The sequence below is a fragment of the Robertmurraya sp. FSL W8-0741 genome, from assembly GCF_038004005.1.
GTDB lineage: Bacteria > Bacillota > Bacilli > Bacillales > Cytobacillaceae > Robertmurraya > Robertmurraya siralis.
On record NZ_JBBOQG010000001.1, the window covers coordinates 4,670,841 to 4,687,556 of the forward strand.

Sequence of the window (16,716 nt, forward strand, 5' to 3'; positions counted from 1 at the left end):
TTATTTCACAAGCCTTTGAACTGGAATCGGCACCCGAGCCAATACACGCTCCAGCACATCCTCAGCTGAAATTCCTTCAAACTTCGCTTCCGATTTTAAAATAATTCGATGGGCAAGCACATATGACGCTAAAAATTGCACATCATCCGGTAGTACATAATCACGTTTATACATATAAGCATATGCTTGTGCCGCTTTCATAAGCGCAATCGAACCACGAGGGCTAGCACCTAAGTAGACACTGCTATTTCTTCGTGTTCCATTTACGATATCGACAATGTAACGTTTAATCGTATCATCTACCGTTACAAGTTTAATATTTTCTTGTAGTTCTCTAAGATCATTCAAATCGATAACCGACTCTAGCTCTTCAATTGGCATCGTCCTTTGAGCACGACTAAGCACTTCCATCTCTTCGTTCACATCAGGATAGCCCATTTTCATTTTTAACAAGAAACGATCAAGCTGGGCCTCTGGTAAAGGATAAGTTCCTTCGTATTCAATAGGATTTTGAGTCGCCATGACAAAAAAAGGCTTCTCCAAACGATGGGTTATTCCGTCAACGGTTACACTGCTTTCCTCCATTCCTTCCAGCAATGCCGATTGAGTTTTAGGAGAAGTACGATTAATTTCATCAGCCAATATAATATTTCCCATAATCGGACCTGGGCGAAATTGAAACTCTAATTCTTTCGGATTGTAAATAGACACACCTGTCACATCGGACGGAAGAAGATCAGGAGTGAACTGAATGCGTCGAAACTTGGCATTCACCGATTTTGCAAGCGCACGAACCATCATTGTCTTTCCTACACCTGGGACATCCTCAAGTAGGACATGCCCACCTGATAACAGCGCAACTAAACTTAATTCCGCCACATTTCTTTTTCCAATCATTACTTTTTCTATATTTTCTAAGATCCTTCCGATCGTCGGATTCAATTGTTCGTGTGTCATGCTTTCCCTCCCGCAATTTGCTTTTGATGTTTCTTCTATTTTAACTTATTTTCGATATGATTCTGCAAAATTCCTCTTAAAAGGAGAAAATTAACAATGTATTAATGCAGCAAAAGCCTCTATCCGCTCTTCTCTTACCCTTATTTATTGTCCAAATAACCTTGTACTTTAGAGAGCCCATATTTATAAATTTCTTTAATTTCAAGCAAAAAATAATACTTATTAATTAGACGCTTCCTACTAATGAAAGTTTCAACTCAGCTATTTTAAACATCTCTTCGTACTACTTGACCTTTTCTGAGAATAACTTATAATAGTTAATGCTGATTATTGGAAAAACACGGGGATGTTTAAAGGAAAATTCGTGGACAACATTTCACATGAACGAACTGCTTCTTGAGCATTTCCTTTCACGTGTAAAGTTAATTATGTCCCAGTAGCTCAGTAGGATAGAGCACGTTCGAGTCCGCTTCTCTGATTTTTCTACAGCGTACTGATTGAGTCGCTCCTTGAGTTTGCTTTCTGAAATCAGGACGACAGTTTCCTTTTGTGTGCGTAAATTATCATATATTTTATTTCAATATGTCCCAGTAGCTCAGCAGGATAGAGCAACAGTTTCCTAAACTGTAGGTCGGGGGTTCGAATCCCTCCTGGGACGTCCTGTATGTTTTAAAATGTTCTAACAAAAAACGTCAACCTCAATTGTATCAAGGGATTGACGCTTTTTTATTTTTCTTAGAATCCTAGTGTATTTTTCGCATTTTATATTTAGGTTTCAATTAGTTACTCAGGTGGATAATATTCGCATTCTAATTTTTTGAAATCTTTTTTATCCCATGTAAGTACGGGGAGATTTTCTTTAGATTTTACACTTAGTAATGCGTCGGCAAAATCAACGTTTTTTTCTGCAAAAACTTTTAATGCTTCAATTGTTATACTTTCTTCGGTTCCATTTTCTATAGTATTTACTGTTCCAATGCTTCTGGATAAATAATCGTATCAAATACTTCCCCAGTATCAGCATCTTTTAGAAAGATGGTTACTTTATAATCATCAGGATTCACACCATCAAACATCTGATACAACATACTGCTAATAGCCACACCTAAAACTGCAAAGCCATCAAAACTACCCTCGTATTTTTCTCTAATTACCACCAAAGTGATCTCAGAAAAGGACTTATTATATTCCACATCTTTGATTGAGGCAAAATCTTCACTATTTTTCATTTCTTCAATAGAAGTTTTTGTCTGGTTTTCTAACTCACTCATCATTTCTTTATGTTTTGCTTTTGACATTTTATAAGTTAAGGACCCATCACTATTCTTAGTAACACTAATACCTTCTGATTCTGCCTCGGCAATCACTTGAGCAATATCCTGCTCTTGTTCCTTAAAGAATGACTCAGGTAATGTTACCTCAACATCTAATAAATTTTTATCTACTTCTATCTTTTCATTTCCCTCTGTTTTATTATCGGTTTTCTCGCTGGATTCATTTTGTTTAGCTTCTCGACTTCCACAGGCAGAAACTAAAAGCATTATAGTCGCTAAAAGTATCATTATATTTCGTGTTTTCACTTTGTTACCCTCCAATATTATCTCTATTATTCAATAGTATAATATATTGGGAAAAATAGGCATCATTTTTTTAAACATATAGCTGTAGGGTTTTTCTCCCCTGCTTATAAGCTCATTGTTCCATCCCCTTCACCTATCAAGTATTGCTACCAAAATTTACGTGTACATAAATAAAATATTTAAAGTTACAAATCACCTACATATTAGTGCTTACGTCAGGGAATTTTATCCTTAACGAGAAAAATATAATTTCTTTATTAATCGCTTTGCTATTGAATCATTTTAGTCATTACAGCTGCTAATAAAAAATCGTTTTTATTCACATTTTTAAATGCCCAACTTTCGTTTTTAAACTTGAAGTACACAATTAAAAAATGAACGGACTCTAATTGAATCCCGATTTAGGAGGAAGTGCATCCATGGTAATTAATTTCATTCGAGTTTTATTAATTTCTTCTTTAGGGAGCTTATATTTCATTCCCCGAAAAACAATTAAGCGATTTTTGCCAGTAACTACCATGTCTCTATTAATCACAATGACCATTAATTTTATTGGAGCACATTTTAATTTATTTAAAGTTAAAGGCGGAATCTCAAATAAAATCATTAATATCTTGTCTCTTGTTTTGTGTGGTTTTTCTGTTGCTACAATTTGGACATTCAAATTAACATACGGGAAATTTTGGTTATATTTACTGACAAATTTATTGCAAAATCTGCTTTTTTCATTTCCATTAATAGCCTTTTTTGAAAAAACACAATTTCTTAACTATGTGAAGTTTTCCCGGTATCATCATTTTTACCTCTCAATGGCAATGGCTTTATTTTTATATGGTTATCAAAAAATCATTGATAAGTAAGAGCCAAGAGTTTAACACAGACTCAAATTCGTATTTTAAAACCTAACAAACACCTATATTTTTAATTATTGTTTATATGCCAAGCACTCGATCGCATAAAATTAGTAACAACCCAAAAGGTGGAGTGCGAGTGAAGACAAATAATCATAAATTTATCTTTTACACCATTGAAGGTTCTAAAATAAAATCAATCTTTACGTATGATATTATGCTAGGAACAACCCTTTATTATGTTTTTAAAGCGCTTTTTTCAATTGAAATTCTTTCATTAATTGGTTGTATCGTTGGAACGGAAGCCGTGAAAAGATTACGAAACTGTAAATTTACTTAAACCCAGGTTTCATATTTGCCTCCGCTCAATCTTTACTTTTCTCCCATTCCCTTTAATCAGTCACCTACAGCAAATCGAGAAAATGATACTGGAATGGAACATAGTGCGTACATTGTGCTCAAAATCACCGATAAAGGGGACGCAATTATTTAAAGAGTTAGAGGTATGGGCCTCATTCACAGACTTGAACTGACAGTCACAATACAACCGATATTGCACTAAAGAAAATGGGCTTTGAAATTGAAGGCGGAAAAAAGCATTTTTTAAAAGTCGATCAGCCGTTTATAAATGCATACTACATGGTGAAATGAATGTAAGCTCCACTTTGCTCCTCCTAACAATGCTCACTCGCCTCATGAAACTCGGCTTCACCCAAATTGCCTCTAGCTTCAATCTATATTAAACTTTTATTAACAATACAAGGTAATGAAATCGGAGGAATTTGGATATGAGTGTGTTGGTTTTAGGTGGGGCTGGTTATATAGGCTCTCACGCCGTTTATCAATTAATTGATCAAGGGGAAGAGGTTGTCGTTGTTGATAATCTCAAGACAGGACATAAAGATGCGGTTCATCCAAAAGCAAAATTTTATAAAGGGGACATTCGTCATATCGAATTCCTTCGATCCGTGTTCGAACAAGAAACGATCGATGCGGTTCTCCATTTTGCAGCCCATTCTTTAGTCGGAGAATCAATGGAAGTTCCGCTTAAATACTTTGATAACAATGTTTATGGAACGCAAATTTTGCTTCAAGTAATGAACGAATATGATGTTAAAAAAATAGTCTTTTCTTCCACAGCAGCTACATACGGTGAACCTGAGACTATACCCATTTCGGAAACGATGCCGACGAATCCGACGAATACATACGGAGAAACAAAACGAATGATGGAAAAAATCATGAGCTGGGTCGAGAGAGCTCATGGTATTAAGTATGTTTCCTTACGATATTTCAATGTGGCTGGCGCTAGAGAATCTGGAGAAATCGGAGAAGATCATTTTCCCGAAACCCATTTAATTCCGCTCCTGCTCCAAACAGCACTTGGACAGCGACCGCATATTACCATTTTTGGAGAAGATTATGACACAGCGGACGGGACATGCATCCGTGATTACATTCATGTAGAAGACCTCATTGCTGCCCATCTATTGGCGTTAAAACATTTAAGAGAAGGCGGAAAAAGTGACATTTTCAATCTCGGCAGCAGCCAAGGTTTTTCTGTTAAAGAAATGATTGATACGGCAAGACAAGTGACAGGTAAGGAAATTCCCGCACTGTCAGGGCCACGCAGAGCTGGCGATCCTAGTATTTTAATTGCAAGCTCGGAAAAAGCTCAGCAAATGTTAGGCTGGAATCCTATTCGTACCTCCATTACGAAAATTATGGAAGACGCTTGGAGATGGCATTCTACACATCCAAACGGCTATCCAAAAGAGAAATAGCTTAATGATCCACTCTAAAATTAGGAATGAACATGCATCTCATCATAAGTGTTGCACATCCCAAATGAGGTTTATCGGCGGTTATGGTGATATATCGGCGAAAAATTGAATTTATCGGCTTTTATAAAGATATATCGGTGAAAAAACAAATATATCGGCGAATCCGCCTTAACTGCTGAAAAAGCTGTGGCAAAATAGCGTTGACACAGCTTTTTTCGTGGTTAATTTAACTCTTTTTTGGCTGCAGACAAAGCTGCAGCTATCACCTGATGCATATCATAGTACTTATACATCCCTAATCGGCCACCAAAAATGATATGTGGTTGTTCTTCGGCAAGCTTGGCATACTGCCTGAATATCTCATTGTTTCGGGTATCGTTCATTGGATAATAAGGCTCATCACCCATCTCCCATGTTTTCGGATATTCTCTCGTTATGACAGTTTTCGGCTGATTGCCAAATTCAAAATGCTTATGCTCAATAATTCTTGTATATGGGGTTTTGGCGTCCGTATAATTCACGACCGCATTCCCTTGATAGTTTTCCTGTTCCAAAACGGATGTTTCAAATTGTAGACTGCGATATTCTAATTGGCCAAACTGATAATCAAAAAATTGGTCAATCATGCCCGTATAAACAATTCTCGGATAATCTTTTAAATATTCCGCTTTATTTGCAAAGAAATCCTTATTCACTTCCACCTCGATTTTCTCGCTGGAAAGCATTTTCTCAATAATTTGTGTATAGCCTCCGATTGGAATTCCTTGGTAGCGATCGTTAAAGTAATTATTATCATAAGTAAATCGCACAGGAAGACGTTTAATAATAAACGCAGGCAGCTCGCTTGCTTTTCTTCCCCACTGTTTTTCTGTATAACCTTTAATCAGCTTTTCATAAATATCAATCCCCACCAAGGAAATAGCCTGTTCCTCTAAATTGGTAGGGTTTTCGATATTTGCTTCTTTTCTTTGCTCCTCTATTTTTGCCTTTGCCTCTTCAGGGGTAGTAACGCCCCATAATTTATGAAAGGTGTTCATATTAAAGGGCAAGTTATAAATCTCCCCGCGGAAGTTTGCAATAGGACTATTTGTATATCGATTAAACTCGGCAAACTGATTGATATAATCCCATATTTCTTTATCATTCGTATGGAAGATATGTGCCCCATATTTATGCACGTTAATCCCTGCGATATTTTCCGTGTAAATATTCCCACCAATATGCGCTCTTTTTTCAATTACTTTTACTCTTTTTCCTTTTTTGGCTGCTTCATAAGCGAACGTACTGCCAAATAAGCCAGAGCCGACAACTAAATAATCAAAACTCATGTTAATATTCCTCCAACTGAAAATTAAGCAAAAATAGCCCTCTATGAAATTTTTTCATAGAAAGCTATTTTTACATGAACATTAATTGAATCCAACCAATTTCTGTGATATTTTATAGGCCCCGATTGAAACACTGCGTCCTAACCTACCTGGTAAATTCATTAAATGCCCCATCATACCATAACGAATATCATGATACAACTCCGAGTCTTTTTCCTTAATATAGTTCCATAAATCTTTTTTCTTCTGGATATTTTCAGCTGTCCCTGAACGGATCAAAAGGATTGCCGATACAACTGTAACAATTTCAAGATGATGGAATAGATACTGGCGCAAATTCGGATTCTTAATCGTGCTTAATGGGATCGTATCGATCATTAGCTTATTCACTTTAATCTGCTGGTCAATTCTTTTGATCATGATCTTTTCTTGAACAGACTGATCTTCTCTACCAATATAGTATCTGTAAAACTCCACGTTCATATAGTACATCGTCTTAACATGCTTAAGAGGAACATAGACAAATAAATTGTCAACATAAAAAGTATGCTTCGGTAGCTCCAACCCACAATCCTTTAACAATTGTGTTCGATATATAAGCGAATGCATTAAGAGATACTGGCCTTTGCGAAATGGCTCTATATCGTCCCAAGTGAAAATTTCTCCAATTGGCAGCACGTTTTCATATTTCATCACTTTCTTATACTTTGCGCCTTCTTTTTCATAAACAAAATTGCTAACCAGCATGTCGATTGTTTGATTTTTTGCTGTAAATTCTTGAAGCTGATGCAATATTTTCAGATAAGCTCTCGTATCAACCCAATCATCACTGTCAACTACCTTCAAGTATAAACCAGCTGCATGACGAATGCCTGCATTCACAGCTTCCCCATGTCCACCGTTCTCCTGATGAATCGCCCTGATGATTGAAGGATATTTTTTTGCATACTCATCTGCAATTAAAGCGGTATTATCAGATGAGCCATCATTCACTATCAGCAGTTCAACACTTTCACCACCAGGCAAAAGAGATTCTATGCAATATCTCATATAGGCTTCTGAATTATAGCAAGGAATTACCACTGATAATAATTTCATTACTCGCACTTCCTTTACTTGACCTTGTTTTCAGGTTCTTGCTTGAAAATAATTTTGAAAATTGGAAAGAACACCCAGAATGAAATAGCACTATTGATAATCATCGTAATAACATCTGCCGTTGTTTCCCCGACTGCTCCCCATCCCCAAGTATTCATCAATAGGTTATAAATTGGAGCTTTATAGAAGCCTTGTGCTGCCGCTGCCCCAATCGTAATGACAATATAAGCAACTAAGTACCAAAAAGCAGCTTTCCAAATATTACTGTTTGATTTAAATGTAATACTTCTTTGGGCAAAAAAGTTAATGACCTGCGCGATTCCAATCGTAATTTGAACAGCAAGGAAATACGCAAGACCGCCACCACCACCTGAGGCAAGTGATCCTGCCGCATAATCAAAAACGTAGTAAGGACTGCCGTCAAAATTGTGACCAAACTGCAATACTTGAAAATTTGTAGTGACTAAGGCTGTTTTCGCGAAAATACTCTTAAAAACAGGCATTAATACTAGCTGTAATACGGTGATCCCATTACTTAACATAAAGAATACAAGGAACTGTGCAATATTAGGATGTTTTTCTTTATAATTGTTCCAAAAACCTACTGTCCTAGCAAGAACTTTATTATTTTTGTTATTCAGGTTGCTCATTCTATTCTACATCTCCTTCTCCATTCTTGCTAGGGGCTGTTCTACCTTTATCTTTTTTATCATCTTTTTTCTTTCTCTTAGCACATGCCTCAGACCCTTAAAAAATCGACCATTAACAATCATTAAAATGCCGTCTAGCATCGGCATATTAATGATTCCTCCGGTCATTCTCGCTACACCTCTAAACGGCATGTGATAGACTGACATCATGATTAAATTGGCTGTGCTTCTTTTTCCAATTTTCCATAAAAATCTATGGGCAAAAGTAATGGCATGAAAGGAAAATCTTGCAAAAGCACCCTTTGCATACTGGCATTGGGCAATCGTATCATTGTATCCAAGCGGACGGGTACGATCCCATTTCGAGTCCGGCACTTTATAGCCTAGCAGCTCTTCAAATTCTTCCACGCTCACATTATTCGCTTTGCCAGAATAGTAGCTAGGTAGCTTCACCTTCTCATATGGAAGTGGTGCACCTGTACCTGCAACAAAATGAGATTCTACTAAGCGAATATCTTCGCTTGATGCACCAATCATAATCTCATACTCAGCTTCTTCAATTTCCCATTTATTTGTCTTTACATTGAAATAACGGAATGTTTTATCATCAAACGGGATCAAAACCGTTTTTGTTTCACCGGCATTCAAAAATACTTTCGCAAAACCTTTTAACTCTTTTTTCGGTCTAAAAATATCTGTCGACTGACATCCTACGTATAGCTGGGCTACTTCCATCCCCGCCATCTCCCCGGAATTCGTTAAGTTAAAAGTAACTCCTTCGGTTGTGACATGGATATTTGTATACTCAAAGCTTGTATAACTGAGTCCAAATCCAAATGGGAAAAGAACATCTACATTTGCCGTATCATAATAACGATAGCCGATATAAAGACTTTCTCGGTATTCTACACTAACTTCTTTCCCTGGAAAGTTATGATAAGAAGGGGTATCCTCATAACGAAGTGGATATGTTTCCGCTAATTTCCCCGAAGGATTTACAGCGCCGGTAAGAACCCGAAGAATTGCCTTCGTTCCAGCCTGTCCAGCTAAGTATCCATGAACCAACCCTTTCACTTTATCAATCCACGGCATTTCTACTGCTGCTCCACATGAAAGAACGACAACAATATTTTCATTCACTTCATGCAAAGCCGATAATAAATCAACCTGGTTCTGCGGGATCTTCATGTTTTGTCTATCTAAGCCTTCCGCTTCGGTTACTTCATCAAGACCCATATATAAAAGAACAACATCTGCCTCTTTCGCAAGTGCACATGCTTTATTTATCTTCTTCCGACTATTTTTCCCGTAACGGTCAAATCCTGGTTCATAACCAATACTTGTAATCCCCGAATCGTTAAGACTATCCAATGTATTATCAAGTCGCGTTGGGTTAACGATTGATGACCCTGCACCTTGATAGCGTGGATTATGGGCAAAGTCGCCAATAATGGCAACCTTTTTGTCCTTTTGCAGCGGTAAAATATGGTCGTCATTTTTTAGCAGTACGATCGATTCCTCAGCAGCTTTTTGGGCCAGCTTATGATGTTCCTCGACATCGAATTCTCTCTGCGGTTGTTTGTAGACCTCTTCGGTTGTAAAAATTAACTCTAATAATCGATCTACACATTCATCTAAGACTTCTTCTTTTAGATTGCCACTCTTAATGGCAGCGATTATTTCTTCGTTTGTTTCACCTGCTGTCGTTGGCATCTCCAGCTCATTACCGGCAATCAGTCCTGCTACACGATCATTGCTGCCACCCCAATCCGTCACAACAACTCCATCAAATCCCCATTCATCACGGAGAATTTCGCGCATTAAGTGGATATTTTCATTGGTATAGGCGCCATTTAGCATATTGTAAGCAGACATGACTGTTTTTGTTTTGCCTTCTTTTATGGCGATTTCAAATGCTGTTAAGTAAATTTCCCGCAGTGTCCGTTCGTCAACAATCGTATCAATTGACATCCGTCTTTCTTCCTGATTGTTTACGGCAAAATGTTTCACACAAGCTGATATTCCGTGGGATTGGATTCCTCTAATCATGCTTGCAGCCAGCTTACCTGCTAGATATGGATCTTCACTAAAATATTCGAAGTTTCTCCCAGCAAGTGGATTTCTCTTCATATTGATCCCTGGACCAAGAAGGACATTCACTTTTTGGGCAAGTGCTTCTTTTCCTAAATAATCTCCTATTGTTTCTCCTAGTTCAACATTCCAACTATTTGCTATTGTTGCAGCAGTCGGATAACAAGTTGCTGGAATACTTTCATTTAATCCCAAATGATCTGCAGCAGCAGCCTGTTTGCGAATTCCATGAGGTCCATCGGCTAAAAAAATGCTGTTAATGCCGAGACGCTCTATGTCCATCGTTTGCCAGAAATCTTTTCCTGACATCAATGATGCTTTCTCTTCTAAGGTCATTTTGTTTATTAATTCTCTGTATTTCATGCTCAATTCCTCTTTTTATGATAAGGCGATACGTAAAATAGTATCGCCTTATCACTTATTTTTAGTTGTAATTTCATGTAGCGTTATTACACTAAATCGATATTTATTTCGTCTCTCTTCCTGCTATTCCGAAAGACAAAGTAGAATGCCGTTGCAATAACTAAAGCAAGCAGAATGTCAACAATAATAGTAATCACAACCCATTGAGGCATATCCGTGCTCAAGCCTCCATCAATAGCACTACTATTAGCTATCGTATATAAAATATTGTGAGCAGCATCCCTTAATGCCCATAATGTATCATTACTGTCAGTATTTATTTCCGGTACTCCCATTGGTGCAGCACCTGTAAGCATTAAATCATTTCCGTTGCGGACCGCAAGCTCTACATTCATGTATGGATAAGCATTAAGTCCACCACCATTCATATAGAAATCCGTAATCACATGGCCATTGAAACCCCATTCTTTACGGAGGATTTCCTTAAGCAGACCGTCATCAGCTCCAGCCCATTTATTTCCGATACTGTTAAATGAGGACATGACAGCTTTTGCTCCTCCTTCTTTAACAGCGATTTCAAATGGCTTTAGATAAACTTCTCGAATGGCTTGTTCGTTACTCCAAGTCAGCACGCCAAATGTACGGTTTGTTTCCTGATCATTTAATGCAAAGTGCTTGATATAGACATATCCACCTTGGTTTTGGAATCCCTTCGTTACTGCAGCAGCCATTTTACCAGAAAGAAAACCGTCTTCTGAATAGTATTCAAAGTTTCTTCCAGCAAATGCTGTACGATGTACATTTATACCTGGGGCATACCAACCACTAACACCATAGGCTTTAGCTTCGGCGCCAATATGCTCTCCCATCGCTTCGGCAAGCTCAAGATTCCAAGTTGCCGCAATCATGATTTCTGACGGGAATGCCGTACCGGATTGACCATTGGCAGCCATATTCATATTATTAATAGCAGCTGGTCCATCATAGTCTAGTGTTGCAGGTTTTCCTACAGACTCAACCTCGATCGTTCTATATCCACCAAGTGTTGCTAATTCTGCTAATTCTTTGACTGTCAATTGATCAAGTAATTGATTCCATGACTCATCATTAATATCCACACCAACATAATCTTCTAATTTCTTCCCATTATCAGCTCCTGTAGTTGGTGCTGAATCATGCGTATCAGCAGGTACATCATAGCGAATTCCATTAATGAAGTTAACAAATTCTGAATCTACTAATTTACCTAAGACCTCTTTAGTTGTTCCATCCTCTGTTGTTACCGTATAAACTTCATTTTTATTTAATTCTGTTAGGTTTTCAAAGCCGTTGGCTCTTGATAAATAGGTGGAGATACTTCCTTCACCTGTTACTTCATCATCAAACTGGTTAATGGCAATTTGTTCATCAGTAGAACGCCCTGTAGTATCATAGACAACTTCACTAAGGTTTTTACTTCCTACATCAGCAATCTTGTCATGAGAATTGTTCATAAGCATAAGTTTATATTCGCCTGCTTCTAGAACGTATGAACCAGAATTGCTGTATTCTTTGTTCGCATCATAAGCAGCCATGTCTTCCACATTAAATGTAAGTGTTACTGTTTCAGATTCTCCTGGCTTAATGATATCGGTTTTTTCAAATGCGATTAAATCAATGGAGGAGCGTTCAATTTTCCCTGTGTAAGGTGCTGAGAAATATAATTGAACAACTTCTTTTCCTTCTACTGCTCCTGTATTTGTTACTTTTACATCGACCGTTACTTCCGAATCAGTCCAATTTAGACTGTTTGCAACAACTTCTTGTTCAAAATTGGTGTAACTCAACCCATAGCCAAATGGATACTGAACTTTTTCTTCATAATTTATGACACCTAACTCTGCAGCCGTTTCATAGAAGCGATATCCTACATAAATTCCTTCTGAGTAATCCACATATTTTAATGGGACATTGCTTGAGTCAAAGGCCTGTGCATAGGATCCATCTGCGTTTTCAATTACATAATCAAAATCACCAAAGTTTATCATTGCAGGTGGATCAAGAAGATCCTTTGTATAAATATCGACCGTTTTACCTGATGGATTTACTTCCCCAGAAAGAACCTTTCCTAATGAATTAAATCCATTTTGACCCGGTCCGGCGACATTCAATATACTTTTAATTTCTTCGTACTCTTCAACCCACCCTAGTTCAAATGTATTAGCACTGTTTACAACAAGAATAACGTTATCAAAATTTTCTGTGACAGCATCAATCATTCCTTGCTCTCTATTGCTTAATTGTAAATAGTGCTTACTTGCATCTAGATCATCCTCGTAACCAAACTTTTGACCTGTTGGACCAAATGCGCCCCCGTTTGGATCAAATGTATCTGGTCCGTCCATACTTCTAGGTAAGTCTGCACCTTCACCACCTGAACGAGCAATGAAAATAATGGCAACATCTGAGAAATCTTTCGCCTGTTGCATCAATTCACTTGTATAGAATTCAGATGGCTTTGGTTCTGGAATTGACCAATCCTGTCCATCCATTCCAACAATAGGTCTTTCAATCCCTGTATCAACATAAGCTTTATATAAATGCTCATTAATTTCAAAACCTGCGTTTTCAAGGCCCGCCTTCGGTGTTACAGCTTTTGAGGCATCGGCTGAACCTGAACCAGTACCACCATAAATTGGCTCCGTGAAACTCCAACCAAAAACATTTACCTTAGCCTTATTATCTTCTGATGTTTGGATAGGCAAAGTATTATCATTATTTTGTAACAGAATAATTCCTTCATCAGCAATTTGCTCAACAATGCCCTCTGATTTTTGGCGAGCTTCGACTGCCTCAGCACTCTCTAGATCTATCGTTGAAAAATAAGCAGAAATGACATCCGAGAACTGAGCTAACGCAACGTTCGCTGCAACAATAATAACAAGTAAAACTGATAATATAGAGCTCCATACGATACGAAACTTCTTCTTACTCATTTTCTTTTTTTTCATCTTCTTTTCCCCCTATAAGTCTAAAAAAGATAAGTAAGCAAACCATGTACTTCTTTTTACCTCCCTATTAGTCAATGTATTAAGCGCTTTCTTTTCTATTAAAAATATTGAAGGGATCATGACTGTGCCTAACGCTAAAGTCAAAAGCGCTTTCATCAAGCATTTAAGAGAGGTAAACACCCCTATCTCTTTCAACGAAAATGGTAACACATTTACTCCTCGATATTATCGAGCCTTCATAAACTGTTTGATTTTTTGCATGAACTGTAATCGTATACATGAACTAAAGCACGGAGACCCTCGGAACAATTAAAGTTCGAATCGATCATGCGATGCTGAATTAAAGTCATGTTCATTTGTGCCCATCACCGTGCAGCCCGTCTATTGATAATGAAAACCTACGGTTAAAATATCATTGGCTGTAAAAATCCAAGTACCAATATTTACAGGCTTTAGGCTGCTTGCCAAGACTAGATGCACTCATTGAAAGAGCTGTACACAACTAATTTCCTCAACAAAAATGAAAGCTTGGATAGGTATCTCCACACCATCCAAGCCACTAAGTTTTCCAGCAATTAAATACTTCTAAACCAATTGTTGAGGCATTAATATTTTTAATTCAAACCATTTATCTTTCTTCGCTACATTGACAACACCGTTGTATTTTTGCACGGAATAGCGAATACTTTTTAAGCCGTAACCATGGTTGAATGTATCGAGCTTCGTCGTTGTCGGCAATCCACCTTCAAGATTAAGTTCTCCTTCAAAGTAATTTTCAAAGCGGATCATAATAAACCCTTTTTGAGAAAAAAGCGAAACGTGGATCAATCTCTTTTCCCGATCGGCAATTTTTTGCACATACTCAATCGCATTATCAAGGGCGTTCCCAAATATCGTACAAATATCGATGACGTCCATTCCATTCAGCAATGAACCATCTGCAACGCAAGTTAATGTAATCCCATTCTTTATGCAGTGCATGTTTTTACTGGTGAGCACAGTATCCAGCACCTGGTTTCCTGTTTTATTTTGAGCTTCATACGCCTTAATTTCATTTTCCATTTGCGTCAAAAACGCATTTCGTTTTTCCGGATCTTCCTCAGCCCTTAATGCAATAATCTGATTTTTTAAATCGTGATACTTATAATTAATCATTTCAATACTTTCTTTCGATTGCTGATATTGTACGTATTGATTTTGAAGGATATCGTTTACAGCTTTTAATTCATGTTTAATCCTTAAGTCGTTTAATTGAATATGGTAGGCATATAATATTGAAAAACCACCCAAGTCTACTAATGTACGAATATTAAATATCTCCTGGGCATATTGCCCACTAAAAGGGGTACGAGACGAAACAAAGCTTAAATTACTAATTCCAAAAACAGCAACTCCGATTAAAACCGTTGACCATAGTTCTCCTTGTCTTATATTTAGCTTCCCTTCGTCCGGTATATGACGTTTTTCTAAGAACCAGAAAAACAAGAATAAAAGTGCAAAAATAAAGACCAAAAGAGTTAAATCTAAAATCAAACGATTTTCTTCTCCACCTAAGAAAAAGAAATGCACCTGCCACTCTAATGAGGCAACAAATTCTGCTGCCACGAATGCTCTTACGCTAAAATAACCTGCTTCTAATGGATTGATGTCGCAACACATATAAATGAATAAATACATGATTCCGATGGCAACAATCATACACGGAATCCAAAAGACAATCGGCAAATTTTTCGTAACGATTAAAAAAACAGACTGTAAAATAAGAATTCCGGCAGCAAAAGAATAAAACTTCCATCCGCAAAGCCTCTTCTTTAAAACAGAAATATAAATCATGCAAGCAATCCATTCAGCCAACGCTGTATAAAACCGTGGAATATCGGGAATGACATCAATCACTTGATCACCTCACCCCAATAATGGGACAGTGCTTCCATAAACGCCTTTCTTCTATTTCGACTTATAAGAAGTTCCTTTCCCTTCACAATTGCACAGTTATCGTTCATTCCTTCTACATGCTCCAAATTAATCAAATAGCCTTTATTCCCACGAAAGAAATGAAAACTAGATAACTGTTTTTCTAATTCCTTTAACGTCCCCGAAGTGATAAAATCTCCTGCCTTGGAAGAAAAAACAAGATTATGCCCCTGGCTTTCAACATAATAAATATCGGAAATTTTAAACCGTTGTACGCCCCCTTTTATCTTTATCGTAAGATGCTGCGTCTCCCTTTTCTTCATTCGTTCTGCCGCCCGATGTAATCGCTGAGAAAATTGGAAATACGAAATCGGTTTCAAAACATAATCTAGCGCATCAACCGCATAGCCTTTGATCGCATACTGCGCCAAATTCGTAATAAAAATAATGACCACTTCCGAGTCCTTATTTCGAATTTCCTCTGCTGCGGACATCCCATCCATAAATGGCATTTGTATATCCATTAAAATAATGTCAAATTGCGCCTGATAATTTTCAACAAATTCATCGCCGTCAGTATAAGTTTCTATTTCAATTTTTTCGCCCCTGTCTTGCTCAAACCTGCGAAGAAATTCGATCAACTGTTCTTGATAATTCATTTCGTCTTCGACTACTGCAATTCTTATCATTCTATCCCTCCTTAATAAACAGCAATAATAAGCATTCATTTATAAGAAGCCAAGAACAACTTATTTTAAACTTTGTTAAATGAAAAAATTATCCCGTGTAGTTATAAATAACGCTATATCCTTCAAATACAAACAACTAAGGACGCAAGTAAAAAATTGACTACACTAATTATAAAAAGATTCTACTGGATCATAAAAGCCTTCCATTATAATAAACTATCGTTCCTTCTGCCTATTATAAGACAAGAATGCCTTTTTAGCATCCAGAGTTGTTAAATCTTTTTTAACAGAAAAAACGCTTCACCATGAACGGCCATAATACGAGAAACAGCTGCGCCTCGAAACAATTTCGGACTAAATAAAGGAGTACAAAGCACCCAGCACCTTGCAACTTATTTCACTCATAACAGCAATTCGTTGA

Annotated in this window: 12 protein-coding genes and 1 tRNA gene; 4 read left to right on the top strand and 9 right to left on the bottom strand. The window is 37.3% G+C overall.

The window, feature by feature from the left end; all coding sequences use genetic code 11:
* On the bottom strand, positions 1 to 957 hold the full coding sequence (locus tag NST02_RS22770; RefSeq protein ID WP_137744231.1) for an AAA family ATPase: 957 nt from the start codon (positions 955 to 957) through the stop codon (positions 1 to 3).
* Positions 958 to 1,541: 584 nt separating this feature from the next.
* Here NST02_RS22770 and NST02_RS22775 point away from each other — a divergent pair.
* Positions 1,542 to 1,615: transfer RNA gene (locus tag NST02_RS22775), tRNA-Arg, on the top strand.
* Between the two features lie 307 nt (positions 1,616 to 1,922).
* Here NST02_RS22775 and NST02_RS22780 read toward each other — a convergent pair.
* On the bottom strand, positions 1,923 to 2,537 hold the full coding sequence (locus NST02_RS22780) for a hypothetical protein (RefSeq protein WP_244988979.1): 615 nt from the start codon (positions 2,535 to 2,537) through the stop codon (positions 1,923 to 1,925).
* A 419-nt stretch (positions 2,538 to 2,956) separates the two neighbouring features.
* On the opposite strand from NST02_RS22780, the gene NST02_RS22785 reads away from it, so the two are divergent.
* From NST02_RS22785 to galE, 3 genes are all read left to right on the top strand, one after another.
* Positions 2,957 to 3,397 (top strand): hypothetical protein, encoded by a 441-nt coding sequence (locus NST02_RS22785; RefSeq protein WP_340949861.1) that lies wholly within the window; start codon positions 2,957 to 2,959, stop codon positions 3,395 to 3,397.
* A 130-nt stretch (positions 3,398 to 3,527) separates the two neighbouring features.
* Positions 3,528 to 3,728 (top strand): hypothetical protein, encoded by a 201-nt coding sequence (locus NST02_RS22790; RefSeq protein ID WP_095312810.1) that lies wholly within the window; start codon positions 3,528 to 3,530, stop codon positions 3,726 to 3,728.
* 448 nt (positions 3,729 to 4,176) lie between these two features.
* Positions 4,177 to 5,172: a UDP-glucose 4-epimerase GalE gene (gene galE, locus NST02_RS22795; protein ID WP_340949862.1), complete on the top strand. Its 996-nt coding sequence runs from the start codon at positions 4,177 to 4,179 to the stop codon at positions 5,170 to 5,172.
* 221 nt (positions 5,173 to 5,393) lie between these two features.
* On the opposite strand, the gene glf is transcribed toward galE, so the two are convergent.
* The 7 genes from glf to NST02_RS22830 form a co-directional block, all read right to left on the bottom strand.
* The gene (glf, locus tag NST02_RS22800; protein ID WP_095312813.1) at positions 5,394 to 6,500 is read right to left on the bottom strand and encodes a UDP-galactopyranose mutase; all 1,107 of its coding nucleotides are present in this window, start codon (positions 6,498 to 6,500) and stop codon (positions 5,394 to 5,396) included.
* A gap of 81 nt (positions 6,501 to 6,581) precedes the next feature.
* The gene (locus tag NST02_RS22805) at positions 6,582 to 7,598 is read right to left on the bottom strand and encodes a glycosyltransferase family 2 protein (protein WP_137744228.1); all 1,017 of its coding nucleotides are present in this window, start codon (positions 7,596 to 7,598) and stop codon (positions 6,582 to 6,584) included.
* A gap of 14 nt (positions 7,599 to 7,612) precedes the next feature.
* Positions 7,613 to 8,248 (bottom strand): hypothetical protein, encoded by a 636-nt coding sequence (locus NST02_RS22810; RefSeq protein ID WP_095312817.1) that lies wholly within the window; start codon positions 8,246 to 8,248, stop codon positions 7,613 to 7,615.
* 6 nt (positions 8,249 to 8,254) lie between these two features.
* Positions 8,255 to 10,702 (bottom strand): glycoside hydrolase family 3 C-terminal domain-containing protein, encoded by a 2,448-nt coding sequence (locus NST02_RS22815; protein ID WP_340949863.1) that lies wholly within the window; start codon positions 10,700 to 10,702, stop codon positions 8,255 to 8,257.
* An 86-nt stretch (positions 10,703 to 10,788) separates the two neighbouring features.
* Positions 10,789 to 13,692, bottom strand: a complete 2,904-nt coding sequence (locus NST02_RS22820) for a beta-glucosidase (protein ID WP_137744226.1) — start codon at positions 13,690 to 13,692, stop codon at positions 10,789 to 10,791.
* A gap of 585 nt (positions 13,693 to 14,277) precedes the next feature.
* Positions 14,278 to 15,588: an ATP-binding protein gene (locus NST02_RS22825; protein ID WP_340949865.1), complete on the bottom strand. Its 1,311-nt coding sequence runs from the start codon at positions 15,586 to 15,588 to the stop codon at positions 14,278 to 14,280.
* Positions 15,585 to 16,295 (bottom strand): LytR/AlgR family response regulator transcription factor, encoded by a 711-nt coding sequence (locus NST02_RS22830; protein ID WP_095312824.1) that lies wholly within the window; start codon positions 16,293 to 16,295, stop codon positions 15,585 to 15,587. The genes NST02_RS22825 and NST02_RS22830 overlap by 4 nt, the downstream gene beginning before the upstream one ends.
* Between the last annotated feature and the right edge of the window lie 421 nt (positions 16,296 to 16,716).

What these genes read in the sequence shown, in the direction of transcription:
- NST02_RS22770 (WP_137744231.1), bottom strand. Translation starts at nt 957, where the DNA reads ATGACACACGAACAATTGAATCCGACGATCGGAAGGATCTTAGAAAAT.
- NST02_RS22785 (WP_340949861.1), top strand. Translation starts at nt 2,957, where the DNA reads ATGGTAATTAATTTCATTCGAGTTTTATTAATTTCTTCTTTAGGGAGC.
- galE (WP_340949862.1), top strand. Translation starts at nt 4,177, where the DNA reads ATGAGTGTGTTGGTTTTAGGTGGGGCTGGTTATATAGGCTCTCACGCC.
- glf (WP_095312813.1), bottom strand. Translation starts at nt 6,500, where the DNA reads ATGAGTTTTGATTATTTAGTTGTCGGCTCTGGCTTATTTGGCAGTACG.
- NST02_RS22805 (WP_137744228.1), bottom strand. Translation starts at nt 7,598, where the DNA reads ATGAAATTATTATCAGTGGTAATTCCTTGCTATAATTCAGAAGCCTAT.
- NST02_RS22810 (WP_095312817.1), bottom strand. Translation starts at nt 8,248, where the DNA reads ATGAGCAACCTGAATAACAAAAATAATAAAGTTCTTGCTAGGACAGTA.
- NST02_RS22815 (WP_340949863.1), bottom strand. Translation starts at nt 10,702, where the DNA reads ATGAAATACAGAGAATTAATAAACAAAATGACCTTAGAAGAGAAAGCA.
- NST02_RS22820 (WP_137744226.1), bottom strand. Translation starts at nt 13,692, where the DNA reads ATGAAAAAAAAGAAAATGAGTAAGAAGAAGTTTCGTATCGTATGGAGC.
- NST02_RS22830 (WP_095312824.1), bottom strand. Translation starts at nt 16,295, where the DNA reads ATGATAAGAATTGCAGTAGTCGAAGACGAAATGAATTATCAAGAACAG.